At 69.3% G+C, this 23,413-nt stretch carries 20 protein-coding genes and 1 pseudogene; 14 read left to right on the forward strand and 7 right to left on the reverse strand.

Annotation, left to right across the window (positions count from 1 at the left end):
- Position 1: 1 nt before the first annotated feature.
- The 3 genes and pseudogenes from NO345_RS14485 to NO345_RS19985 form a co-directional block, all read left to right on the forward strand.
- On the forward strand, positions 2-1,624 hold the full coding sequence (locus NO345_RS14485; protein WP_256300315.1) for an ABC transporter permease: 1,623 nt from the start codon (positions 2-4) through the stop codon (positions 1,622-1,624).
- Positions 1,614-2,765: an ABC transporter ATP-binding protein gene (locus tag NO345_RS14490; protein WP_256300317.1), complete on the forward strand. Its 1,152-nt coding sequence runs from the start codon at positions 1,614-1,616 to the stop codon at positions 2,763-2,765. Before NO345_RS14485 ends, NO345_RS14490 begins: the two co-directional genes overlap by 11 nt.
- Positions 2,766-3,048: 283 nt before the next feature.
- Positions 3,049-4,755, forward strand: a pseudogene (locus NO345_RS19985) (DUF7846 domain-containing protein); the annotation flags it as partial.
- A gap of 200 nt (positions 4,756-4,955) precedes the next feature.
- On the opposite strand, the gene NO345_RS14500 reads toward NO345_RS19985, so the two are convergent.
- Both NO345_RS14500 and NO345_RS14505 read right to left on the reverse strand, forming a co-directional pair.
- Positions 4,956-5,705: a dolichyl-phosphate hexose transferase gene (locus tag NO345_RS14500; protein WP_256300319.1), complete on the reverse strand. Its 750-nt coding sequence runs from the start codon at positions 5,703-5,705 to the stop codon at positions 4,956-4,958.
- 55 nt (positions 5,706-5,760) lie between these two features.
- The gene (locus tag NO345_RS14505) at positions 5,761-6,111 is read right to left on the reverse strand and encodes a VOC family protein (RefSeq protein WP_256300321.1); all 351 of its coding nucleotides are present in this window, start codon (positions 6,109-6,111) and stop codon (positions 5,761-5,763) included.
- Between the two features lie 90 nt (positions 6,112-6,201).
- Here NO345_RS14505 and NO345_RS14510 point away from each other — a divergent pair, with 90 nt between their 5' ends.
- Together NO345_RS14510 and NO345_RS14515 are read left to right on the forward strand one after the other, a co-directional pair.
- Complete coding sequence (locus NO345_RS14510) at positions 6,202-6,858, forward strand: DUF998 domain-containing protein (RefSeq protein WP_256300323.1); 657 nt, start codon at positions 6,202-6,204, stop codon at positions 6,856-6,858.
- A gap of 74 nt (positions 6,859-6,932) precedes the next feature.
- The gene (locus NO345_RS14515) at positions 6,933-8,570 is read left to right on the forward strand and encodes a potassium channel family protein (RefSeq protein ID WP_256300325.1); all 1,638 of its coding nucleotides are present in this window, start codon (positions 6,933-6,935) and stop codon (positions 8,568-8,570) included.
- On the opposite strand, the gene NO345_RS14520 is transcribed toward NO345_RS14515, so the two are convergent.
- On the reverse strand, positions 8,567-9,559 hold the full coding sequence (locus tag NO345_RS14520) for a hypothetical protein (protein WP_256300327.1): 993 nt from the start codon (positions 9,557-9,559) through the stop codon (positions 8,567-8,569). The two genes, NO345_RS14515 and NO345_RS14520, sit on opposite strands and share 4 nt — an antisense overlap.
- A gap of 116 nt (positions 9,560-9,675) precedes the next feature.
- On the opposite strand from NO345_RS14520, the gene NO345_RS14525 reads away from it, so the two are divergent.
- Both NO345_RS14525 and NO345_RS14530 read left to right on the forward strand, forming a co-directional pair.
- Positions 9,676-9,954 carry a UPF0058 family protein gene (locus tag NO345_RS14525; protein WP_256300330.1) on the forward strand — a complete coding sequence of 93 codons (279 nt, stop codon included), beginning with the start codon at positions 9,676-9,678 and terminating at the stop codon, positions 9,952-9,954.
- Positions 9,955-10,044: 90 nt separating this feature from the next.
- Positions 10,045-12,444 carry a DUF7527 domain-containing protein gene (locus NO345_RS14530; protein WP_256300332.1) on the forward strand — a complete coding sequence of 800 codons (2,400 nt, stop codon included), beginning with the start codon at positions 10,045-10,047 and terminating at the stop codon, positions 12,442-12,444.
- A 15-nt stretch (positions 12,445-12,459) separates the two neighbouring features.
- Here the strand turns inward: NO345_RS14530 and NO345_RS14535 are convergent, their stop codons facing one another.
- Positions 12,460-12,765 carry a hypothetical protein gene (locus NO345_RS14535; protein WP_256300334.1) on the reverse strand — a complete coding sequence of 102 codons (306 nt, stop codon included), beginning with the start codon at positions 12,763-12,765 and terminating at the stop codon, positions 12,460-12,462.
- Between the two features lie 188 nt (positions 12,766-12,953).
- Here NO345_RS14535 and NO345_RS14540 point away from each other — a divergent pair, with 188 nt between their 5' ends.
- From NO345_RS14540 to NO345_RS14550, 3 genes are all read left to right on the forward strand, one after another.
- Entirely contained in the window at positions 12,954-14,330 is a 1,377-nt protein-coding gene (locus tag NO345_RS14540; RefSeq protein WP_256300336.1) for an adenylosuccinate synthase, read from the forward strand.
- Between the two features lie 653 nt (positions 14,331-14,983).
- Positions 14,984-15,178, forward strand: a complete 195-nt coding sequence (locus NO345_RS14545; protein ID WP_256300338.1) for a methytransferase partner Trm112 — start codon at positions 14,984-14,986, stop codon at positions 15,176-15,178.
- A 60-nt stretch (positions 15,179-15,238) separates the two neighbouring features.
- Positions 15,239-15,823 carry a DUF7524 family protein gene (locus tag NO345_RS14550; protein WP_256300340.1) on the forward strand — a complete coding sequence of 195 codons (585 nt, stop codon included), beginning with the start codon at positions 15,239-15,241 and terminating at the stop codon, positions 15,821-15,823.
- Between the two features lie 26 nt (positions 15,824-15,849).
- Here the strand turns inward: NO345_RS14550 and NO345_RS14555 are convergent, their stop codons facing one another.
- Complete coding sequence (locus NO345_RS14555; protein WP_256300341.1) at positions 15,850-16,950, reverse strand: DR2241 family protein; 1,101 nt, start codon at positions 16,948-16,950, stop codon at positions 15,850-15,852.
- Positions 16,951-16,952: 2 nt separating this feature from the next.
- Entirely contained in the window at positions 16,953-17,828 is an 876-nt protein-coding gene (locus NO345_RS14560) for a CbiX/SirB N-terminal domain-containing protein (RefSeq protein WP_256300343.1), read from the reverse strand.
- A 131-nt stretch (positions 17,829-17,959) separates the two neighbouring features.
- Here NO345_RS14560 and NO345_RS14565 point away from each other — a divergent pair, with 131 nt between their 5' ends.
- Entirely contained in the window at positions 17,960-19,165 is a 1,206-nt protein-coding gene (locus NO345_RS14565; RefSeq protein WP_256300344.1) for a LolA family protein, read from the forward strand.
- Positions 19,166-19,488: 323 nt separating this feature from the next.
- Here the strand turns inward: NO345_RS14565 and NO345_RS20030 are convergent, their stop codons facing one another.
- Positions 19,489-19,605 (reverse strand): DUF7989 family protein, encoded by a 117-nt coding sequence (locus NO345_RS20030; RefSeq protein WP_497007330.1) that lies wholly within the window; start codon positions 19,603-19,605, stop codon positions 19,489-19,491.
- Positions 19,606-19,765: 160 nt separating this feature from the next.
- Between NO345_RS20030 and NO345_RS14570 the strand changes: the two genes are divergently transcribed.
- The 3 genes from NO345_RS14570 (at position 19,766) to NO345_RS14580 (ending at position 23,407) form a co-directional block, all read left to right on the forward strand.
- Positions 19,766-20,584 (forward strand): aldo/keto reductase, encoded by an 819-nt coding sequence (locus NO345_RS14570; RefSeq protein ID WP_256300346.1) that lies wholly within the window; start codon positions 19,766-19,768, stop codon positions 20,582-20,584.
- Positions 20,585-20,732: 148 nt separating this feature from the next.
- Positions 20,733-22,010 carry a DNA polymerase IV gene (gene dinB, locus NO345_RS14575; RefSeq protein ID WP_256300348.1) on the forward strand — a complete coding sequence of 426 codons (1,278 nt, stop codon included), beginning with the start codon at positions 20,733-20,735 and terminating at the stop codon, positions 22,008-22,010.
- 68 nt (positions 22,011-22,078) lie between these two features.
- Complete coding sequence (locus NO345_RS14580) at positions 22,079-23,407, forward strand: DnaJ domain-containing protein (protein WP_256300350.1); 1,329 nt, start codon at positions 22,079-22,081, stop codon at positions 23,405-23,407.
- Positions 23,408-23,413: the final 6 nt, after the last annotated feature.

Here is a 23,413-nt window from a genome sequence, read left to right on the forward strand (position 1 = left end):
GATGGCAGTCGAGCAGCACGACTCACGCACGGCAGACGAAGACGACGAGGGCGGCGAGAGCGGTGCGTACCCGCTCGGCCTCTCGCTCGCGAGTGCGGCCGTCGCCGCCGCGGTCGCCAGCCCGTTCCTCTGGGTGCTGCTCGCTGCCTCGAACGTCCCGTTCGACGTCGCACTGGACATCCTCACGCAGGACACGACGATCTCGGTGTTCGTCAACAGCACCGTGATGGTCTCCGGTGTCACCGTCCTCTCGATCCTGCTCGGGGTCCCGCTCGCGTTCCTGACCGTCCGGACGAACCTTCCCGGACGCCGCATCTGGACCGTCCTCGTCACGCTGCCGCTGGTCATTCCGAGCTACATCGGCGCGTTCGTGTTCACGAGCGCGTTCGGCGAGGGCGGCGACGTGAACGAGTTCCTCGCCCCGCTCGGTGTGCCACAGATCCCCGACATCACCGGGCTGGAGGGCGCGGTGCTCGTCATCACGCTGTACACCTACCCGTACGTCTACATCACCGCCCGCGCCGGGCTGAAGACCGTCGATACGACGCTCGTCGACGCCGCCCGGACGCTCAGACACACCAGACTGGAGGCGATCCGTCGGGTCGTCCTCCCCCAGCTCCAGCCCGCCATCGCGGCCGGCGCGCTCCTGACCGCGCTGTACGCCCTCTCCGACTTCGGCACTCCCGCCATCATGGGCTACAACGTGTTCACGACGGTCATCGAGTCGGCGACCCGTCGTGGCGGTGGCCTCGACCGGGCGGCGCTCCTCTCGCTCCAGCTGCTCGCCGTGACGGTGTTCATCCTCGCCGTCGAGAACCGCACGCGGAACAACGAGAAGTTCGCCGGCGGCCGACAGGGCGGACAGGCGTCGCTCGCCAGGCTCGGCGCGTGGAAGTGGCCCGCACTGGCGTTCTGTGCGCTCATCGTCCTCGTCGCCATCGTGCTCCCGGTGGTCATCCTCGTCGGCTGGCTGCTCGCCGGCCCGGAGGCCGGGTGGCGGGTGCCGTTCGAGCTGTCGAACCTGACCGACTCGCTGAAGCTGTCGGTCGCGGCGGCGCTCGTCGCGACGCTGGCGGGCCTGCCCATCGCGTACCTCTCGGCAAGACACGACACGCGGGTCGGCCAGCTCACCGAACGCCTCAGCTACTTCGGCTACGCCGCGCCGGGCGTCGTCGTCGCGTTCGCGCTCATCTACCTCTCGACGCGGACGTTCCCGAGCCTGAACCAGGCGCTGCCGCTGCTCATCTTCGCCTACGTCGTCCGCTTCCTGCCCCAGTCCGTCGGGTCGACGCGGGCGTCGTTCCTGCAGGTCAACCCGGCGCTGCCGGAGGCGGCCCGGACACTCGGGCGCACCTCCGTCGGGGCGTTCCGGGCCGTGACGCTGCCGCTCGCCGCCCCGGGATTGCTCGGCGGTACCGCGCTGGTGTTCCTGACGACGATGAAGGAGCTGCCGGTGACGCTCCTGCTCCACCCGACGGGCTACGAGACGCTGGTGATGCAGGTCTGGCAGGCCCACCGCAACCAGGCGTTCTACGACGCCGCCGTGCCCGCACTCATCCTGCTGGGCGTCTCGGCGGTCTCGATCTTCGTCATCCTCTCACAGGAGGGATACGATGTCAAGTGACGCAACCATAACCGCAGACGTGGAGACGGTGTACGAACGCCCGTCCGTCGAGGACGGCGAGCCGGTACTGGAACTCGACGACGTGTCGAAGGCCTACGGCCCGGAACTGGTGATCGACGGGCTCTCGCTGGCGGTCCGCGAGGGCGAGATCCTGACGCTGCTCGGCCCGTCGGGCTGTGGCAAGACGACGACGCTCCGGCTCATCGCCGGGCTCGAACGGCCCGACAGGGGTACGATCCGCGTGCGGGACGAGCGCGTCGCCGGCGGCGGCAGCTTCGTCGTCCCCGAGCAACGCGGCGTCGGCGTCGTCTTCCAGGAGTTCGCGCTGTTCCCGCACATGACCGCCGCGGAGAACGTCGCGTTCGGGCTGACCGACATGGACGACGCGGAGACGGCCGAGCGCGTCGACGAGATGCTCGACCTCGTCGACCTGCAGTCCCACCGCGACGCCCACCCGGACGAGCTCTCCGGCGGCCAGCAACAGCGCATCGCCCTCGCCCGCTCGCTCGCGCCGGAGCCGAAGATGCTCCTGCTCGACGAACCGTTCTCGAACCTCGACGTCGACCTCCGTGTGGAGATGCGCGAGGAGGTCCGCCGCATCCTGAAGGAGGCCGGCGTCACCGCCGTCTCCGTCACGCACGACCAGGAGGAGGCGATGAGCATCTCGGACCGGGTCGCCGTGATGTCCGAGGGCCAGCTCGAGCAGGTCGGCCGCCCCGAGCAGGTGTTCCAGCACCCCGAGTCGCGCTTCGTCGCGGGCTTTCTGGGCCACGCCTCGTTCCTCTCCGGCTACGTCCACGGCGACGAGGTCGAGACGGGCGTCGGCTCGGTCGACCGCAGCGTCATCCACGGGCTCGCCGGGGAGTACGACGGGTCCCGCATCGACGTGCTGGTCCGTCCGGACGACATCCAGGCCCGACCCATCGCCGCCGACGAGGAGGCGAACGGCCGCGTCGTCTACCGGCGCTACCTCGGGCCGACCATCCTCTACCGCGTCGAACTCGAGAACGGCGACATCGTCGAGTGCATGCACAACCACACCGACCAGGTCGACCTCGACGAGTCCGTCCGGGTCGACCTGACCGCGGACCACGATCTCGCCTGGTTCCCCGCCACCGACGAGGACGGCTCCTACAGCTGAACCGATGGCCGGCTCCGTCCCCGACGCTCTCACGCGACGCCGTGTCCCCTCCCTCCTGCTCGCCGTCCTCGCGGCGGCGGTCGTCTTCGTCGTCGCCAGCGAACTGTTCCCGTACCACTCGGCCAACCACGACGAGGGCGTCTACCTCCACCAGGCGTCGCTGCTGCTCGACGGCCAGCTCTACGCGTACCCGCCCGACGGGCTGACCGAGGCGTTCAGGCCGTGGTTCTTCATCACCGAGGGCGATTCGATGTATCCGAAGTACGCACCGGTGCCGTCGGCGATGTTCGCGCTCGGGCTGGTGCTCGGCGAGCCGCGGTTCGCCCTCGCGGGCATCGGGGCGGGCATCGTCGTGCTCACCGCCGCGCTCGCCACGGAGGCGTTCGACCGGCGCGTCGGCGTCCTCGCGGGCGTGCTGGTGCTGTTGACGCCGACGTTCCTGCTCACCACCTCGGTGTTCCTCCCGTACGCGCCGACGACGCTGCTGAACCTCGCGTTCGCGCTCGCCTACGTTCGGGCCCACCGCCGCGGCTCGCGCCGGTACGCGGTGCTGGCCGGCCTCGCGGTCGCCCTGGCCTTCTTCGCCCGACCGTACACCGCGGTGCTGTTCGCGCTCCCGTTCGTCGGCCACGCCTGCTGGACGCTGGCGACGGCGTACCGGGGCCACGACGGGTCGGCGAGGGGGTACCTCCAGCACGAGTACGTGACCAGGAATCTCGTCGTCGCGACACTCGGGACCGTCGGCGTCGCCACGACGCTCGGCTACAACTGGCTCCTGACGGGCGACCCGACGGTGTTCCCGTACGCCGCGTTCGCGCCGCTGGACGGCCTGGGATTCGGCCAGCGACGCATCCTGGAGCACGACCTCGTCTACACGCCCGGGCTGGCCGTCAGGACGAACGTCGTCCTCCTCTGGGAGTCCGCGACCCGCTGGACCGTCGGCGGCTGGCTCGGGACGGCCGCGTTCCTCGTCGGCGTCGGCGCGTGGCTGGTCCGCCGTGCCGGCGTCGTCCCAGCCCTCGGCCCCGACGCCGCGCCGACGTTCGACCGACCGCACTGCTCGGACGACTGTCTCGCCCTGCTCCTGCTCGCGGTCGTGCCCTCGGTCTGCGTCGGCAACCTCGCGTTCTGGGGGACCTACAACGTTAGTTCGGGCCCCGACGAGCTGGGTGACGGGCTGCTCTCGCTGTTCGGCCCGCTCTACCACTTCGACCTCGTCGTCCCACTGGCGGTGTTCGGCGCGTTCGGCGTCGTGGCCGTCGCGGACGGCCTCCGGAGCCGCGTCACCGCGCGCCGGTCCGCGACCGCCGCCCGGGTCGTCCTCGCCGGCCTGCTGGTCGTCTCGCTCCCGGCCGTCGGCATCGCGGAGCGGGAGGCGCTCGGCGGCCCCGTCACCGAGCACGCGAACACGACCGAGAAGTACGGCACCATCTACGAGCCAGTCCTCACGACCGAGTTCGACGACGCGGTCGTGTTCGTCCCGACGCCGTACGGCGACTGGCTCGCCCACCCCTTCCAGACGCTCCGGAACGACGCCGGCTACGACGGCGACGTTGTGTACGCGCTCGACCGTGGCCCGGCGAGCGACTTCGCGGTGCTCGAGGCGACCGGCGACCGGACGCCGTACCGGTACACCTACCACGGCGAGTGGGTGCCGGACTCGACGGACCGGCCCATCGGGAAGCTCGCACGACTCGAGGTCCGCTCGGGCGAGCGGCTCGACGGCACGACCCGGGTCGCCGTGCCGTCGGGCGCGAACGGCGCGCTCGTCAGGCTGGCGGGCGACGGCGAGGTTCGCGAGTTCGTGGTCGAGGACGACCTCGGGGACCGGCTGGTCACGAACTGGACGGTGGGTCCGGACGGCCTCGGGCTCGCCGACGAGGACGGCCTCCGGGCGCTCGGGGAGAACGGGTCGGTACCGCTGAACGGGACCACGGAGTTCGCCGTCGCCGTCGTGTTGACCTACGACGGCGGCGCGACGCTCACCTACCGGCAGGAGCTGGACGCCCGCCGGACGACCGCCGGAGTCGAGGTTGTCTGGCCGCCCGAGGAGTCGGTCTGCCAGCTCGTCGTCGACTGTGGGCTCGAAGGGACCTACGTCCCCGACCACCCCGACGAACACATCGACGGCGTCTGGATGGAGGGGACACTGGTGACAGCGTCGGCCGAGGAGAACGAGACCGCAGCGTCTCAGAACCGGAGCCGTTCGGTCAGCCCGACCTTGAGGATGGACTTGCCGATGGCGGCACCGCCCCCGATGGGGTCGAGCTTCGTCTCGCCTCGTCGCTCGTCGTACTCGATGGGCGTCTCGACCACGTCGTAGCCGCGCATCGCCGGACGGATCAACAGCTCGGCGGAGAGGCCGGTGTTCTCGGTCCAGGTGATGTCCTGGACGACCTCGCGACGGTACGCCCGCATCCCTGTCGTGGTGTCGTGGACGCGCTCGCCCATGAGCACCGACGCCAGCGCGGCGAAGGCGTGGTTGCCGAAGCGGTTGAACACGGGCATCGGCTCCGCACCGTGGTGGAGCCGGTCGCCGGAGACCACGTCGTAGCCCTCGTTGACGAGTTCGAGGAACCGGGGCAGGGCCTCCATCGGGTAGGTGTCGTCGCAGTCGGTGGTGACGACGATGGGCCGGGCGGGCGTGAGCACGGCCTCGCGGACGGCGACGCCGTAACCCTGCGGTTCCTGCTCGACGACCGTCGCGCCGTGCTCGCGTGCGACCTCGGCCGTGGCGTCGTCCGAGCCGTCGACGCAGACGACCTCGGCCCGGCCGTCGGTGACCTCGTCGATGTCGGTCAGCACGTGTTCGATGGCCGCTTCCTCGTTGTACGTCCCCATCACGACCGCCACGTCGTCGAAGGTGAACGGGTGGTCGTCGGACCGGCTGGCGTCGTCCGCGTCCAGGTCGGACGGGTCCACCGTGGAGTGCTCGCTCATCGGCTCTGCCTTACCGACGCGCCTACTTTAGGCTTGCCAAAAACGTCGGCTGTGGTCAGACCGGGTCGGTCTCGTGCAGGAACGTCTGGAACTCCATCTCCCGCCCGTCCGGGTCCGTCGCGAAGAAGTTGTAGATCCCGAACGCCTCGTTCACCGACGGCTCGTCGCGGGCACGGTCGGCGAACCGTTCGTAGAACGCGTCGACGCCGTCCCGGTCCTCGGTGACGAAGGTGAGAACCCCCTCTGTCTCCGTCTCGTCGGCGTCACAGAAGCCGAAGAGCAGGTTGTCGTACTGCAGGATGGTGCAGGCGGACTGCTCGAGCCACACGTCGGCCCCCACCTCCGCGACGTAGAAGGCGGCGGTCTCCTCGTACGATTCGCTCCCGAAGAACACGAGTCCGGACATGGGACAGCGTGGACCGCCCGTGGTAAAACGGTTCGTGCATCCGACCGGAGTTCACACAGGTATTTGTTGCTGGAACGGGAGCTTCGGTGCATGGCTGACACGCGTCGGACACTGACGTACTTCGGACTCGTCGCCCCGGCGGTGGCGCTCGTGACCCTGTTGCTGGCCACGCTCGTCGACCCACTGTTCAGCTGGCAGAGCCGTTCGCTGTCGAGCATCGGCGAGGCGAACGGGAAGGCCCTGCTCGCGGTCGGCACCGCTGACCAGCTCGCCTTCCTCCTGTTCAACGGGGGCCTCGTCTTCGGCGGCATCGTCGGCCTCCCGTTCGCGGCACGGCTCTGGTCCGAGACAATCAACGGGATCGAGAAGGCCGGTGTCGTCGTCCTCGCGGTCGCGCTGCTGTCGATGACGGGCATCGGCTTCGCGTACCTCGACGGCCCGGCGAACGCGCTCCACTTCCCGTTCGCGGCCGGCTTCTTCCTGCTCGCGACCGTCGCCCTGCTCGTCTTCGGGACCGGGTACGCGCTCGACCGGTCCCCGACGTTCGGGCTCGTCACCATGTGGCTCGGCATCGTCCACCTGCTCCAGTGGGTCGTCTGGGTGCTGCTGGAGGCGATGGTCTGGACCGGCGACGGCGACACCTGGACCTACTTCGCCGTGCCCGAGGCCGTCGGCGCGGCGCTGTTCGGTGGGTGGGTCGTCTGGACCGCCCGCACGCTGCTGCGCGATGGGTCGCTCCCCTCGTAGCTCGCAGCCGCTCCCGACGCGTCTCGACTGCCACGACGTACAACAGTTATCCCGGTAGAGCGTCACGCCCGGACATGGACAAGTGGCAGCGCCGGACCGCCTACTACCTCCTCGTGCTGTCCGGAATCATGCTGACCTACGCGGTCGTCTACGACTACGGGATGAGTGTCTACGAGGGCGAACCGAAGACGTTCCTCCACTCGCTCCAGGTCGTCGTCGAGACGTTCACGACGACCGGCTTCGGCTCCGACTCGCCGTGGGAGACCCCCGAGATGAACGTACTCGTCATCATCATGGACACGACCGGGGTGGTCCTCATCTTCCTGGCGCTCCCCGTGCTGGTGTTCCCGACCATGGAGGACATCCTCTCGACGACGGTGCCGACGTCCGTCGACGACGACCTCGCCGGCCATGTCCTCGTCTGCACCTACACCGACCGGGGCGACGCGCTCATCGCCGAACTCGACGCGTGGGGTGTCGACTCCGTCATCCTCGAACCCGACCGGGACACCGCCGTCGAGCTCATCGAGGACGGCTACCAGGTCATCAACGTCGACCCCGAACGCACTGAGGGGCTGGAGGCCGCCGGCATCGACCGGGCCCGGGCGCTCGTCGCCGACCTCTCCGACGAGGTGGACGCGAGCATCGTCCTCGCCGCCGGCGAAGCCGGGCACGAGGACCTCCAGGTCGTCAGCGTCGTCGAGGACCCCGAGAGCGTCCCGTACCACCGCCTCGCCGGTGCCGATGAGGTCCTCTCCCCCCGGCCGCTGCTCGGGCAGGGGCTCGCATCGAAGGTGACGACCGGCCTCTCGACGGAGCTCGGGGACGCAATCGAGATCGGCGGCGACTTCGAGATCGCCGAGCTCCCCGTCCACAGCGCGAGCGAACTCGTCGGTGAGACGCTGGCCGACAGCGGCATCCGGGAACGCTCCGGGGTCAACGTCATCGGCGCGTGGTTCGACGGGGAGTTCCACAGCCCACCCGAACCCGAGACGGTGATCGACCGGGGCACCGTGCTGCTCGTCACCGGCGTCGAGGAGCAGCTCCAGTCGCTGAAGGAGCTGACGCTGTCGCGGGTTCGGGAGTTCCGCCGCGGCGAGACCATCGTCGTCGGCTACGGGCAGGTCGGCGAGACCGTGGCCGCTCACCTCGACGAGGCCGGCATCCCCAACCGCGTGGTCGACCTCGTCGCGGGCGAGGGCGTCGACGTGGTCGGGGACGCGCTCGACCCCGAGGTCCTCCAGGCGGCGGGGCTCGAAGACGCCCGGACGGTCGTCCTCTCGCTGCCGGACGACACGACGACGGAGTTCGCGACGCTGGTCGTCCGCGACGAGAGCCCCGAGACGGAGATCGTCGCCCGTGTCACCGAGACCGAGAGCGTCCCGAAGATGTACCGCGCCGGAGCCGACTACGTGCTCTCGCTCGCGTCCGTCAGCGGGCGGATGATCGCCTCGACCATCCTCGAGGGCGAGAACGTCCTCTCCATCGACCAGCAGGTCGAGGTGATTCGGACCGAGGCCCCCGCGCTCGTCGGGCAGACGCTGGCCGAGGTGGACGTCAGGCGGCGGACCGGCTGTACGGTCGTCGGCGTCGAACGGGACGGCGAGGTCATCACCGACCTCGGACCGTCGTTCCGTGTCGCGGCTGGCGACGAGCTCATCGTCGCCGGCACCGACGCCGGGACGAACCGGTTCACCGAGCTCTGCTGCTAGTTCGAGTCGACCACGCGCTTGGGCCCGCGCCCGCGGAGCGTTCCGGCCTCGTTCGATATCTCGGTCCGTCGGAACCGCCAGACGCGCGCGCCGTCGCCGCCCTCGACCACGTCGACCTGCTTCAGGCCGGTCTTGATGCAGTTCCACCAGCCGGACGTCGAGTCGTAGCCCGCCGGGAACTCCTCGTACAGCTCCTCGACGAACTCGGACCGGCGGGCGCGGTCGGCGTCCTTCAGGTACGCGAGCGCCGCGCCGACGGCCTCCCGTCGCGGTTCGACCTTCTCCGGCGACCGCCCGGGCACGTCGAGGTCGTCGAGGTCAGCGATGTCCTCGCCGGGAGAGACGTCGTCGCTGCTGACGGCGATGCTCGTGTTCGACTGGTAGCTCAGTCCGGTCGTCGGGTCGCGCCCGAGGCGCTTGCGCGTCTGTGCGACTGCGCGCCGGGCGAACTCGTCCAGTCGCTCGCCCTCGACGCCCGCGAGCACGTCCGCCTCCTCGTTCAGGCGCTCGTCGGTGAACCGCTTGACCTGCTCGGGTCTGAAGTTGCCACCGAGGTCGTCGGGCTCGGCGTCCGGCCCCGACTTCGGCACCATCGTCTCGCCGGTCCCGCCAGTCGTCGCCCCGCCATCGGCCGTCGCCGTCTGTGCGTCGCCAGCGTCGTCCGCGCCGCCGGTCGAGTCGCCCCCCGGGGACGGAGTCCCGTCGTCACCCGTCGACGCGTCCGCGGCGTCCGCCGTCGATTCCGTGTCGGACGGGGTCGCCGCCGGCTGCTCGCCGGTCGTGCTCTCGGCGACCTGCTCCTCCAGCTCGGCGACGCGGGCGGCGTACTCCGACAGCAGCTGGTCCCGCTCGGTCCCCTGCTCGATGGCCGCGCGGTTCCCGATGATCCAGTCGAGGTACTCCGGGATGTCCTCGAACCCGAGCAGGTCCGTCTCCATGTCGAGTTTCTCGACGGTCTCCTCGGGGACGTCGAGGCGGATTGTCGGCATTTGTTCCCCGGTACGCCGGTCGGTTATAAAAATTGTGGCCTACGACACTCGGCGGCCGCTCGACCGGCTGAGGGGCCACAACAATGCTTAAATCGGCCAATACCTTACACGGATTCATGCACAAGGACGAGCTTCTCGAACTCCACGAGCAGATGGTCGATATCATGACGCACTTCGAGGCCGAGGGCGACGGCAACGACGAGCTGTTCCAGCAGTACCACGACCTCGACGTCGACCCCTCGGACGTCCACAAGTCGAAGAGCGAGCACAAACACGCCGTGTTCGTGCTCGGCAACGCGCTCGCGAGCGTCATGAGCGAGGACGAGTTCTCCAGCGCCGGCCGCATCCAGAAACGCATGGAGGAGCTCGCGGACGACGCCGAATCCAAGATCTGAGGTCCCTCCGCGGCCGGTCGCCGGCGGAAGGTGCTCGTACAGCGGTGAATCCCCGGAAACTATTTGTCCCGGATGCGGTTGTAACCCTATATGGATTCGCGCAGGGTAGAGCGCGTCGAAGACTGGGACTCCCGCCCGTTCTCGGGCGGCTTCGAGGACCTCCGGTCGCTCGCGGACACGGAGTTCACCGGAGCCGTGACGGCGGGCGGGACGTGGCTGTTCATGCTGAACGGCCGCATCATCGGGGTCTTCGACGGGACTATCGACGACTTCGACGGCTCCTCGGGCACGACGTACGAGGCACCACATCCGTCCCTCCCGCTCCTCTTCGCGATGCAGGAGACCGGCGGCGAGGAACGGGCGAACTACTACACCAACGACACACCGATCTCCGAGGCGGACTCGACGCTCACGTCGGGCAGCTTCACGGGCTACATCGAGCTCTCCGAGAACGTCCTCAGCGGCGACTACTACGTCGTCTACTACGGCGGTCGGTCGATGAGCTGTGCGTTCATCGGGAACCGGGAGCGTCTGCACACGGGCGACGAGGCGTTCGAGCGCGCCGACGACGAGGTCGGCATCTACACCGTGATGGACGTCGAAATCGAGGTGACGGAGATCCCGGAACCGGAGCCCGAACCGGCAGACGACACGGGCGACGCCGCGGCTGGCGCTGCGGCGGGTGCGGCTGCTGGCGGTGACGATGCCGACGACGGAACCCGCCAATCCGACGCTCCCGCGAAGTCGAACGACGAGCCCGTGGTGGCGGACCCGGCCCCGGACGAGCCGGCCGAACCCACGGAGCCCGCGACGGGCGGCCGGGGCGACGACACGGGGACGGCCGCCGCCGACGAGAGCCCCGTCAGCGCCGAGGGGTCGGTCGTCCGGGACGCAGAGGAACAGACGGCACGCGACCAGCGTGACCCTGCCCGCGAACGGGACCAGCGGACCCCCGCCGGCTCCGAGCCGGACGAGAGCCACACGCCGGAACCCCGCTCGGAGAGCGGCCGTGTGGAGCCGACCCGCGAGACGGGAGCGGACCCGGACCGGTCGGCCGGCCAGGGCGATGGGCCGAACCCAGGAACACAGACCGACGCCGACTCCGCACCGGTCACGACGACCGTCGAGGACGACCACGACCCCGTCCAGATCCCCGACGAGGTGCTGGAGGAGGTCGAACGCGAGGCGGCCGCCGAGGAGGGCGAGGACCCGGTGTTCGAGGAGGAGGCCGAGTGGCGCGAGACGCGCTCTATCCCCTCCATCAACCCGGACCGCTCGGAGTCGACGGAGACATCGCCCCCGACCGACACCGCGCGGACGACGGGCCAGACGTCCAGCGGGAGCCGACAGAGCAGACGACAGCGGCAGACCCGCACCGAGACGCAGCAGTCGAACGGTGGGCCGTCGAACAGCACCCAACAGGCCAACGCCGGTGCGGAGGCACCGGCCGACACCGGCCGCCAGCCCAGACGCACCGAGCAGCAGTCGACGCCACCCACCGACAACGGGGGCACCGACGAGCCGCTCGAGCGGGAGATGCTCCAGCGCGAGGACAAGATCGACCGGCTCCAGCAGCAGCTCTCGAACGTCGAGGAGGAGCGCACCGAGCTCCGCGAGGAGCGCGACCAGCTCGCCGACGAGAACGCGGAGCTGCGCGGCGAGGTCGAGGACCTGGAGGCCGAGATCGCCGAGCTCGAGGCGGAGCTGACCGACCTCGAGGCCGAACTCGCCGCCCAGCGAGGGCCGGCCGCCGACGCCAGCACGCAGCTTTCGCCACAGCAGGCGCTCGAGGGGACGAACCTCTTCGTCCGCTACGGCTCGAAGGGCGAGCCGACGCTCGACACCGCCCACGACGACGACGCGGACGCCGACGCGGTGAACGCGAACCTCCGCATCGAACACCACACGCAGTTCGAGGCCGAGGACGCCGCGGTCGACGGACGGCCGTACGTCGAGTTCCTGCACGACAGCATCGAGTTCCGGTTCGTGGAGTGGTTCGTCAGGGAACTGCTCTACGAGATCCGCGACACGGGCAACGCGAGCGCGATGCGCGACCTCTACGACGCCATCCCCGAGGCCGACCGGGCCGAGCTCAACGGCTCGGTGTCGCTACGCTACGACGAGGACGGCAACGAGCAGCGCGAGCAGACGACGTTCGACGTGGTCGTCCGCGACCGCATGGGCAACCCGCTCGTCGTCGCGAACCTGAACGACTCCCGGGACCCGACAACCGAGGGGATGATGGTCGACCTCCAGGAGCGGGCGTCGCGGGTCAAGCGGACCAGCGAGAGCCTCGCCGGGGCGGTCGTCGTCACCGCCTCGTTCTTCGACCCGGGCGCGCTGGAGACGGCGTCGGAGGCCACGAGTGGGAGCTTCCTGAGTCGTGACTCGAAGAAGAGCTTCGTGAAACTGTCCCGGAAGTCGGGCTATCACCTCTGTCTGGTGGAGTCCCGCGGCGGGGAGTTCCACATCAACGTGCCGGAGCTGTAGGAAGACGGAAACCCGTTAGTTCTCGATTTCGGCCGCGTCGTCGATCTTCATCCCGTTCATCTTCTCGACGATCTCGTCGATCTTGCCGTCGAGCTCCTCGACGAACTCGAGCGTGCGGTCGGTCGTGATCGCACCCTGGCTCGACGGCTCGATGAGGTTCTCCTCCTCGAGGACCCGCAGCGAGTAGCGGACCTTGTGGTGGGGGTAACCGGTCTCGTTGGACATCTTCACGATACCGATGGGCTCGTTCTCGATGACCATCTTCAGCACCTGCAGATGCCGTTCCAGCATATCGACTTCCTTCTCAAGTCGGTCTATCATGGCATTTGTTAACTTGTCGTACGGGGTTTTAAACCTTATCGTACGAACGGGTCGAGAAGCGTGGCAAATCGGAGGTAGCAGTGGTTCGTGTATATGTCTTCTGGTCCGTGGGACCACGTCACATCGGAGACGGCGGACCCGCCGTATCGAAATCGGTTTACCGACCGCTGAAGAATCGGCGCGTGTAAATGACCGTAACCATTGTCGGGTCGCAGCTCGGCGACGAGGGCAAGGGCGGTGTCGTCGACATCTACGGCGACGGGGCCGACATCGTCGTCCGCTACCAGGGCGGCGACAACGCGGGCCACACCGTCGTCTACGGTGGCACCGAGTACAAGCTCTCGCTCGTCCCCAGCGGGGTCGTCCGCGGCAAGGTGGGCGTCCTCGGCAACGGCTGCGTCGTGAACCCGGCGACGCTGTTCGACGAGATCGATGACCTGCGCGACCGGGGGCTCGACCCCGACGTGCGGGTCGCCGAGCGGGCACACGTCATCCTGCCGTACCACCGCGTGCTCGACGGCATCGAGGAGGAGGTAAAGAGCGAATCGGACCAGGCGGTCGGCACCACGGGCCGCGGCATCGGGCCGGCCTACGAGGACAAGGCGGGCCGACGCGGCGTCCGGGTCGGCGACCTGCTCGACCCCGAGGTGCTCCGCGAGCGACTGGAGTACGTCGTGCCCCAGAAGCGGGCGCTCGTCGAGGACGTGTACGGGCTCGACATCGACGACCTGGAGGACCCGGCGGCGTTCGACGTCGACGCGCTGTTCGAGCAGTACCGCGAGTTCGGTGAGCGGCTCGCCGAACAGGGGATGCCGGTCGTCTGCGGCGACTTCCTCGCCGAGGCCATCGACGACGGCGAGCAGGTCATGTTCGAGGGCGCACAGGGAACGCTCATCGACATCGACCACGGCAGCTACCCGTACGTCACGTCCTCGAACCCGACAGCCGGCGGCGCGACCACCGGCACCGGCCTCAGCCCCGGCGTCGTCGGCGACGGCGAGATCATCGGCATCGTGAAGGGCTACCTCTCCCGCGTCGGGAGCGGCCCGATGCCGACCGAACTGGCCGGCGTCGAGGGACAGACCGCCGGCTACGACGGCGACGCCGGCGACGAGGAGGAAGAGCTCGCCACCTACATCCGCGACGAGGGCGGCGAGTACGGCACCGTCACCGGCCGTCCCCGCCGGGTTGGCTGGCTCGACGTGCCGATGCTCCGCCACGCCACGCGCGTCAGCGGCTTCACCGGCCTCGCCGTCAACCACGTCGACGTGCTCGCCGGCATGGACGAGGTGAAGGTCGGCCACAGCTACACGCTCGACGGCGAGGAGCTGCTGACGATGCCCTCGACGACCGAGCGGTGGGCGCGCTGCGAGGCGAACCTCCGCACGTTCGACGGCTGGCCCGAGGTCGACTGGGACGACGTCGACGACTGGGACGACATCCCCGAGAACGCGCGCACCTACCTGAGCTACCTCTCGGACGAGCTCGACACCGACATCTACGCCGTCGGCACCGGGCCGGACCGCGAGGACACCGTCATCCTGCAGGACCCGTACGACCAGTAACGGGCGGCTTGCGGTGCGGTGATTCTTCCGAACGCGATATCGACGATTGACCAGCCGGCAGGCGCGCGGCAGTCCTCGTCGCCGAGCACCGCGAGGCGGCGAGGACACGTTCGTGCGAGGTCTTCGGGAGCAGAGCGGGACCGGAGGTCCCGCTAGCAGCCGGCGCGGAGCGCCGGCGACGAAGCGACCGAAGGCTTACGAGAGCGTGCTCTCGCAGTGGATGAGAAGCGCAGGGAGCTCGCGACCGAGCATCGGTCACGAAACACGTGCGTTTCGTGAGCCCGCCGGAAATCAGAGATTTCCGGAGATGCAGCCGGCTGGAGAGGCCCGAGGTGCGGTTGCGGTTCTGTGCGTGGGTGGGACTGAAAGGGGCGAGTCGCTGGAGGAAGGCGGCCGAATCAAGCGACACGAGAGCAAAGCTCTCGTTAGTCTGAGCGCGAAGCGCTCAGGCACCGCAGGAACGAGGAGCGCAGCGAGGCCCCCGACTCCAGCGACTCGGGGCTTTCTGGCTGTTCGCGGTCAAAGAGACTCCCACGACTGCTGAAACGTCTGAAACAGCCGTAGACAGCACACAGTCACACCTGCAATCGGACCCGACCACTCTCGGACACGGTTCCCGAAGCCTTTTGCTCTCCCTCTCCGACGCAGTGGGTATGAAAGAATCCATGATGGACATCCTCTGCTGTCCGATGGACAAGGCCGACCTCGAGCTCGAGGTGGACCGCGAGGACGAGGACGAGATCGTCTCGGGTACGCTCACCTGCACGGAGTGCGGGGAGACGTACCCCATCGAGGAGGGCGTCCCGAACATGCTGCCGCCGGACATGCGCGACGACGTGCCGGCGTAGGGCGACGAACCAGCCGTATCGCGCCGAGCGATCACCGACGAACCGCACCACACACCGACTATGGCACCCGAGACCCTCGTCGTCGATCTGAGCCGTGAGGAGCTCCACAGCATCGAGCCAGCGGTCGAGGCGTTCGAGGTCCGGGGGCCGTTCGACGTGGAGCTCCGGAACCACGGCCGCGCGGTGCACGTCCACTGCAACGTCGACGACTCGCTGTCGCAGGTCGCCACGCTCTCCGAGACGAACCACTTCGTCGAGACGGAGTCGAGCACGACGTTCCGCGTCGAGGTACGGGACGGTCCGCGACCGGTGTCGGGTGCGCTCCGGTTCGTGGCGGCCTACGGCGCACAGGAGACCGCCGTGCCGGTGACGGTCAGTGACCCGGCGAGCGTGCCGATGGGCGAGCGAGCGAGCGTGTCGCCGGTCGAGACCGAGGCCGACACAGCGAGCGGTGGCTCGTCGGACGGGCCGGACCTCTCCGGACTCGTTCCCGACCGGGACGACGCACCGGTGCTCGCGATGGCCGGGGTCGCACTCGTGGTCGCCGTCGTGGCGATGGCGCTCGCGAACAGCGCCGTCGTCATGCTCGGCGTCGTCGCGGTCCTGATCGGAATCCTCGTCGCCGTCGCCGTGTTGGTGCGCTGAGCACTCCGGCTCCGGAAAACGGCGGTCTACTCCTCCGTCGGCACGCCACAGAGGCGGCCGTCCTCGTCGAACCGCTTCGCCCGCAGGTAGCGCGCCCGGTAGCGGTTCGCACCCTCGTACACGTCGGCCTCGCGGATCTCGTCGGTGCGACCGTCCGCGACCGCGTCGACGATGGCCTCCAGCTGCTCCTTCTCGCTCGGCGTCAGCTCGAACTCGTAGGTGCGCTCGGCCTCCTCCTCGAGCTTCGTCCACTTCCGGGCGGCGGCGACGACGAGCGAGCAGGGCTCCCGGCAGGGGAACGTCCCGTCGCCACCGGGCGTGTCGAGGTGGTCGTCCTCGTCGTACTGCCACTCGCGCCGTTTGAGACACTGCGAGTCGACGCAGGCGGCCTCGGTGACCCACTCGACGGCCTCGCGGGGGAGCTCGTCGACGACGTCGTAGATGCCGGTCTGGCGCTCGGCGGTCTCCCGCCAGTGGCTCACGTCGAGCGTCCCCTCGTGCTCGCGATGCCAGTTCTCGACGGTCGCGGGGTAGACGAAGCCCAGCGCCTCCTTCAGCTCGCCGCTGGTGAGGTCCCGCAGCATCCAGCCGTCGACGAGCGAGGGCGCGGTCTTCAGCGGCCGGTAGCGTCCGCGGTCGTCGTACTTCGACAGGTCGCGCAGGTCACGGGGCTCGTCGTGGACGGTGAGGTCCGCGGGGTCGGCCTCGCTGTCGTCGACGTGGCGGAGCTCGTACCGCCGGTAGCCGACCTCGCCGAGCTCGACGGTGACGAGTAGCTCTCCCCACTCGTGGTGGATACCGTCCGCCTCCATCGCGTCGTAGCGTGCCTGTACGGTGTGCTCGTCGGCCGCCTCCAGCCAGCGCAGGAAGTCGCGGCGGGCGGTTCCCTCGCCACCCACGACGACGGTCCAGAAGTGCCAGTTGGTGACCCACTCGGCGTTGGCGGCGGCGACGCGTTCGAGCTCCTCGACCGAGAGGTGCTCACGGTGGAGGTCCGGCACCTCGAACACGTAGCCGTCGTCCTCGTACCCCACTGTGAGCCCGTCGAACTCGACCGGGCCCTCCGTCACGGCGTCGACGAGGTCCTCGAACTGGTCGGGGGCGAGTCCGGCTTCGGTGGCAGCCATCGTCAGTCACCCGACGCCGGCACGCCGCCGGTCGCCTCGCGGACCTTCTCGAGCGCGTCGCGCACGTCTGCTCCGGCCTCGGCGGCGCGTTCGAGGATGACGTCGGCCATGAACTCCTCGGTACCGACCGCGCCGGCGTACCAGATGCGGTGGCCGTCGACCTCCGCGGGCGTGTCCCAGCCCTCGCGGTAATCGTCGGTGAGGCCCATGTCCTCGGGGATGTCCTCCTGGGTGTGGTAGCCGTCGGCGACGAACAGCGGGACGACGACGACGTCCTCGCTCTCGAAGTAGTCGGTGACGTCGTCGACCTCCGGCTCCTCGTCCATGTAGAGCGCCTTCACCTCGTCGAAGCGGCCGGTGGCGCGGATGCGGTCGGCGTGGTACTCGATGGCCTTCGCGGAGTTCTCGTTGCGCTCGGTGCCGTGGCCGACGACCGCGAGGCCGAACCCCTCACCGACGTCCGGGTCCCCCGTGACCGTCTCGGCGCGCTTGACGATGACGTCGGACATCGCGTCGTGGGTGCCGACGGGGCCACAGTAGTGGATGGTCTTGTCGACGTCCTCGGCGTACAGCGTCGCCTGCGACGCGCTCGTGCCGTCGGAGTCCCAGAGCTCGGGCTCCCAGTCGTCGAGGCGGAGCTCGCGGGGGATGACCTCCTCGGTGAAGTAGCCCTCGCTGATGAACAGCGGGACGACGAACACCGCCTCGGACTCGACCGTCCGGAGGGCGTCGCGGAAGCTCGGCTCCTCCTTCCAGAACGCCTCGCGCACCTCGTCGAACGCGCCCGACTCTCGGATGGTGTCCGCGTGGGCGTACGTCGGCGCGCTCGACTCGGGATTGAGGTGCGACCCGTGTGCCACGATGACCAGCGCTTGCATATGCGTCGCTCAGGCTGGGATACCCTTAGTGACTTCGTCTGCGGCACCCACCGGCCGACCGCGTCCTGTGGCCACCCCAGGCCCACACGGACGGAAACGCCTAATTGTCATCGGTCGTAACACTCGCGAAAATGTCCCCCCGCCCTCGCTCCCTCGTCGCGTTCGCTCTCCTGCTCGTCGTCGGTGCGGGCTGTCTGGGCCTCGTCGACGACGGCGAAACGGCGACCCCGACGGTCGACGGCGACGAGGCCGTCGATGCCTACGAGTCCATCGACGGCGTCCACGCCGTCGTCGAGACGACCATCACCCACGGGAACAGCACCGAACACCGGCAGTCGGCGGTGTGGATCCGACCCGGGAGCGGTGCCGTCCGCGAGGAGATCCGCGAGCCGGCGTCCCGCGACGGCAACCTCGTGGTCGCGAACGGCTCGCAGCTCTGGGTGTACGACGAGAGCCGGCAGGTCGTCCGGACGCAGTCGTACGAGCGTGGCCAGGGCGACGCGGTCCGGATGGACGCGTTCCTCCGGCAGGTGTTCGACGCGGTCGCGGCGAGCGGGAACGAGACCGTCCGGTCCCCACCGACCGTCGGCATGGGGCCGGCCCCGTCGGTGCCCGTCGAGGGTGAGGCGGGCGACGAGGTCAGGAACGCGACGACGACCGTGGAGAACTACACCGCGACGTACGAGGGCACGGAGACCGTCGCCGGTCGCGAGACCCACGTCGTCGAGCTGGCCCCCAGCGGCGACGTGCCGACGGTCGCGTCGGACCTGCGCATCCGGTACTACCTCGACGCCGAGCGCTACTTCCCGGTGAAGGTGACCCGGTCGATGACGGTCAACGGGGAGGAGTTCCGCGTCGTCACCCGGTACACGGACGTCGAGTTCGACCCGGGCATCGCCGACTCGCGGTTCCGGTTCGACCCGCCCGAGGAGGCGAGCGTGGTCGACCTCGACGAGAGCCAGGAGACGTTCGAGACACGCGCCGCGGCGGCCGCGAACGTCACGATGGCGCTTCCGGAGCCGGACGTGCCCGACGGCTACGAGCTGTTCCGGGTCGGCGTCCTCCGTGGCGAGATCACGACCGTGACCGTGTTCTACCGGAACGACGCCGGGGACGTGCTCTACGTGAGCAAGCACTCCGAACCGCGGTCGACGGGCTCGGCCGACGGTGTCACCGTCGACGTCGCCGGGAGCGAGGGTCGGTACGTCGCGACCGACTCGCTGGGTTCGGTCGTCTGGTCCTGCGCGGACGGGCGGCAGTACGCGGTCGTCTCGGTGGAGGGCTCGCTGTCGCAGTCCGAGGTCGTCGCCATCGCGCGGTCGAGTGGCTGTGCGTGAGCTACGTCGCGGGCTCGAACGCCGGTGCGAAGTCGACCTCGCCCGCGGTGTAGTGCTCGCCGTTCGAGCCGACGTACGTCGACATCAGCGACCCTCCGTCCGGCGTGTTCCGCGGTGGCTGTCTGCGGGCGCTACGGGCCGGTCCTCCCCGGAGTCGTGGTGAATCGAGCGACAGGGGACGGCTCGGCGGGCGGCTCCAAAGGCGTTCCCACGGTTGTGAAACGATGGCACAGCGGGGTGCCGAGCGGTCCGTTCGACGCACTCGACGGTCGGTCGGGTCGCTGCAATCGCTCCGCTATCCGGTCGGATATCGGGAGAAGAACTCAGTCGTCTCGCGGTTCGTCGGGGGACTCGCCGCCTCGCTCCCAGACGTTCGTGACGGACTCCCCGTTCGGTGGTGTGTGGCTCACGTCTTTCATCGTGCGCTTGTCGTTCGTCATCGTGATACTTCGTAGCACAAGACTCGTATAAAACCGTTTCTGACGACTGGTTATAAGACTTAGTAGCATATTAATACCTAATATTCTCCGCCTACCCACGGATGGCGACGGCCACGCCGAAGTGTCAAGGCCTATGCCGACCGCGGTCGAACCCTCGCGCATGGAGTACGAAACGGTCCAGGGCACCTCCGTCCCGAAGATCGGCCTCGGCACCTGGCAGACCGCCGGCCAGGAGACCTACGGCGCGGTCCGGACCGCGCTCGCCGCCGGCTACCGACACATCGACACCGCCCAGGCGTACGACAACGAACGCTACGTCGGCAACGCCATCCACGACTCGGACGTCGACCGCGAGGAGGTCTTCCTCACCACGAAGGTCCGTCCCGACCGGTTCCGCCCCGGCCGCCTCAAGCGCTCGGTCGCCAACAGCCTCCGCGAGCTCGACACCGACTACGTCGACCTGCTGCTGCTGCACTGGCCCAACCCGCTCGCCGACCTCCGCGAGACGATGGAGGCGATGGCCGACCTCGTCGAACGCGGCGACGTCCGCCACGTCGGCGTCTCGAACTTCTCGAAGAGACGGCTGATGAAGGCCCAGCGCGTCTCCCCCGAACCCATCTTCACCAACCAGGTGAAGTTCCACCCGTTCAAGCCCCAGCGCGAGCTGCTGCGCTACTGCCAGGACTCGGACGTGCTGCTGACGGCGTACTCGCCGCTCGGGACCGGCGGCGTCCTCGGCGACGACCTCCTCCGACGCATCGGCGACTACTACGACAAGACCCCCGCGCAGGTCGCGCTCCGCTGGGCAACCCAGCACCAGAACGTCGTCGCCATCCCGAAGTCCACGAGCAAGGACCACATCGAGCAGAACGTCGACGTCTTCGATTTCTCGCTGGACAGGGACGAGCTCGACCGCATCGCCCGCCCCGACCCCGTCAAGAACGGGCTGGCGTTCGCGAAGGGCACCATCGGTATCTGAGGTCGACACCCCCGAATCGGCCGCTGTCGCTCCTGTTGCTGGTCGGACCAGTACCGGCCGGATCGTCCCGACGCCATCGTCTCGCCCGGCACCCACCGGCCGTGCCCGGAACGTTCAACCGACCCACGCCCCAATCCACGCCCAAGCGATGGCGGACTCCGGAGACGGACAGCGCGAACAGGCGGCGAGGCTCCCGGGCGTCGAGCCCGAAGAGGGCCCCGACCGCATCGTCCTGCACGTCGACATGGACTGCTTCTACGCGGCCTGCGAACGGTTGCGGGAGCCCGAACTCGAGGGCGAGCCGGTCGTGGTCGGGATGGGCTACGAGCCGGGCGACGACGCCGGTGCGGTGGCGACGGCGAGCTACGAGGCCCGCGAGTACGGCGTCGAGAGCGCACAGGCCATCACGACCGCGCTGGAGCGCCTGCCCCGCCGTGCCGACGCCGACGCCGACGACCCCGAGGGAACCGGGCTCTACCGCCCCGTCGACCTGGACTACTACGACTCGGTCGCGAGCGACGTGAAGGACATCCTCCACGACTGCGCCGACACTGTCCGCGAGGTGAGCATCGACGAGGCGTATCTCGACGTGACCGACCGGACGGACTGGTCGGTCGCCGAGGGGTTCGCCCGCCACGTCAAACAGCGCATCGAGCGCGAGGTCGGCGTCGTCGCCAGCGTCGGCGTCGCACCGAACATGAGCGCCGCGAAGGTCGCCAGCGACCACGACAAGCCCGACGGCCTCGTAGTGGTGCCGCCCGACGAGCTTCGGCGGTTCCTCGACCCCCTTCCCGTCGAGGAGATCCACGGCGTCGGCCCGGTGACCGCACGGGAGCTCCGCGACGAGTTCGGCGTCGAGACCGCTGGCGACCTCGCCGCGTCGGACCGCCGGGCACTGGCGGACCGGTTCGGCGAGCGCGGCCCGGAGCTCAGGGACCGGGCACGGGGACACGACGACCGGCCGGTGACGCCCCGTGGACTGCCGAAGAGCTTCTCGCGGGAGTCGGCGTTCGGCGAGCCCGTCACGGCACCGGAGCCGAAGGTCGAGCAGGTGCGCACGCTGGCGGAAGCCGTGGCCGACCGTGCCGACCGGCGGGGTGCGCTCTACCGGACCATCGGCATCAAGGCCGTCGAACCACCGTTCGACGTGAACACCCGCGAGCGGTCGCTGCCGGGTCCCGTCGCCGACGAGGAGCTGGTCGTCGACACGGCGCTGGAGCTCGTCGCCGAGTTCGACGACGTGCCCGTACGGAAGGTCGGCGTGCGCGTCTCGAACCTCTCGTTCACCGAGCGCAACCAGGCGAGCCTCGACTCCTGGGAGTCCGACGAGGGCCGGGCGGCCACCGACGGCACCTCTCGGAACCGCTCGCGTGCGTGGCGACCGGACGACTCGGACGGCCAGTCAACGCTGACCGATTTCCAGTAGCGCCGGGCGCGGCCAATGGAACTTATATGGCCCGGCACCCGAGATGGGGTAGACGCACTCTCATCAGCATGGCTGACGACGATATGGACTTCTACGAACTTCTGGAGATAGACGAGGACGCCTCCCAGGACGAGGTGAAGGAGGCGTTCCGCTCGAAGGTACGGGAGTACCACCCGGACCTCAACGACGACCCCGACGCCCCCGCCCAGTTCAACGCCCTGAAGAAGGCCTACGAGACCCTCAACGACTCCTCGGAGCGGAACGCCTACGACCGCCTCGGACACAGGGACTACGTCGCAAAGCGCATCGGCGGGTTCCCCTCCGGCGACATCTGGGGGAACCGCTCCAGCGGCGACGACGACGCCGGTGGACCGACGAGTCGGTCGAGCAGCTCGTCGACCCGGTCCACCTCGACGGGCAGTTCCACCGGCTCGACACGCGCCGGACGGAGTCGGTCCAGCGGTAACCGTTCGGGGAGCGGCAGCCGTTCGGGGAGCGGTAGCCGTTCGACGGCGAGCTCGTCCGCACAGTCGAGCGCGAGGACCACGGGCTCGTCTCAACGGACGAAAACGACCGCCAGCGCGACCGGGAGCGCGTCGTCGTCACGGGGCACCGGGGGGACCGCCACGGGAACCACGACCGGCGGGGGCGGGTCGACCACCGGTACCCGGTCCTCGCCTGCAGCGGGCACCAGCGCCGGCGGCTGGACCGACAACGCGCTGTTCAACTGGTGGAACGACCTGAGCCTCGGCTGGCCGCTCATGCTCTCGGCGGTCCTCCTCTACGTCGGTGGACTCGTCCAGTACGGGCTGGCCCACGAGAGCGGCCTCTCGACGCTCGCGGACCGTCTGCGCGCCGCCGGCACCGACACCGCCGCGCTGCAGGCCGCCCTCGTCGAGTCCCGGTACGGCCTCACCCAGCCTGCGACGTTCATCGTGGAGGACGGGGCACTGGTCGCCGAGCCACCGCTGCCGACACAGCAGTGGTACGGTGCACTCGCCGGGCTCGTCGGCGTCACCGTCCTCGCGTTCGGTCTCAACCGGGCGTTCCGCGCCCGCCGGCCGTACAAGTGGGTGACCATCAACGAGACCGTCGGCGTCTCGCTCGCCGTCGCCATCGCGGCCGGCGCGTACGGCGGCCCCCTGCTGGCCGGCGCGCTCGTCATGCCGCTGGTCTACCTGGTCATCGTCCGTCACACCCGGATGGCGTTCCAGTTCAAGCCGACGTACCTCTACGTCGTCGGGGTCTCCGCGCCGCTGGTCGGGCTCGTGCTCGACGCGGCCGAGGCCGCACCCATGCTCGCGGTCGACCTCGTCGCGATGGTGCTGCCGCTGCTCTCCGTCGTGGTACTCCTCCTGAGTGCCTTCGTGCGCCCGAAGATCGCGGCCCGTCTCTGACCCCCC

It is taken from the genome of Haloarchaeobius salinus (assembly GCF_024464185.1).
GTDB classification, from domain to species: domain Archaea; phylum Halobacteriota; class Halobacteria; order Halobacteriales; family Natrialbaceae; genus Haloarchaeobius; species Haloarchaeobius salinus.

Excerpts from the sequence above, each read along its gene's own strand:
- NO345_RS14545 (WP_256300338.1), top strand. The coding sequence starts at position 14,984 with ATGAAAGAATCCATGATGGACATCCTCTGCTGTCCGATGGACAAGGCC.
- NO345_RS20030 (WP_497007330.1), bottom strand. The coding sequence starts at position 19,605 with ATGACGAACGACAAGCGCACGATGAAAGACGTGAGCCACACACCACCG.
- NO345_RS14570 (WP_256300346.1), top strand. The coding sequence starts at position 19,766 with ATGGAGTACGAAACGGTCCAGGGCACCTCCGTCCCGAAGATCGGCCTC.
- NO345_RS14505 (WP_256300321.1), bottom strand. The coding sequence starts at position 6,111 with ATGTCCGGACTCGTGTTCTTCGGGAGCGAATCGTACGAGGAGACCGCC.
- NO345_RS14580 (WP_256300350.1), top strand. The coding sequence starts at position 22,079 with ATGGCTGACGACGATATGGACTTCTACGAACTTCTGGAGATAGACGAG.
- NO345_RS14530 (WP_256300332.1), top strand. The coding sequence starts at position 10,045 with ATGGATTCGCGCAGGGTAGAGCGCGTCGAAGACTGGGACTCCCGCCCG.
- NO345_RS14540 (WP_256300336.1), top strand. The coding sequence starts at position 12,954 with ATGACCGTAACCATTGTCGGGTCGCAGCTCGGCGACGAGGGCAAGGGC.
- NO345_RS14500 (WP_256300319.1), bottom strand. The coding sequence starts at position 5,705 with ATGAGCGAGCACTCCACGGTGGACCCGTCCGACCTGGACGCGGACGAC.
- NO345_RS14490 (WP_256300317.1), top strand. The coding sequence starts at position 1,614 with ATGTCAAGTGACGCAACCATAACCGCAGACGTGGAGACGGTGTACGAA.
- NO345_RS14535 (WP_256300334.1), bottom strand. The coding sequence starts at position 12,765 with ATGATAGACCGACTTGAGAAGGAAGTCGATATGCTGGAACGGCATCTG.
- dinB (WP_256300348.1), top strand. The coding sequence starts at position 20,733 with ATGGCGGACTCCGGAGACGGACAGCGCGAACAGGCGGCGAGGCTCCCG.
- NO345_RS14515 (WP_256300325.1), top strand. The coding sequence starts at position 6,933 with ATGGACAAGTGGCAGCGCCGGACCGCCTACTACCTCCTCGTGCTGTCC.
- NO345_RS14550 (WP_256300340.1), top strand. The coding sequence starts at position 15,239 with ATGGCACCCGAGACCCTCGTCGTCGATCTGAGCCGTGAGGAGCTCCAC.
- NO345_RS14560 (WP_256300343.1), bottom strand. The coding sequence starts at position 17,828 with ATGCAAGCGCTGGTCATCGTGGCACACGGGTCGCACCTCAATCCCGAG.
- NO345_RS14555 (WP_256300341.1), bottom strand. The coding sequence starts at position 16,950 with ATGGCTGCCACCGAAGCCGGACTCGCCCCCGACCAGTTCGAGGACCTC.
- NO345_RS14520 (WP_256300327.1), bottom strand. The coding sequence starts at position 9,559 with ATGCCGACAATCCGCCTCGACGTCCCCGAGGAGACCGTCGAGAAACTC.
- NO345_RS14510 (WP_256300323.1), top strand. The coding sequence starts at position 6,202 with ATGGCTGACACGCGTCGGACACTGACGTACTTCGGACTCGTCGCCCCG.
- NO345_RS14485 (WP_256300315.1), top strand. The coding sequence starts at position 2 with ATGGCAGTCGAGCAGCACGACTCACGCACGGCAGACGAAGACGACGAG.
- NO345_RS14525 (WP_256300330.1), top strand. The coding sequence starts at position 9,676 with ATGCACAAGGACGAGCTTCTCGAACTCCACGAGCAGATGGTCGATATC.
- NO345_RS14565 (WP_256300344.1), top strand. The coding sequence starts at position 17,960 with ATGTCCCCCCGCCCTCGCTCCCTCGTCGCGTTCGCTCTCCTGCTCGTC.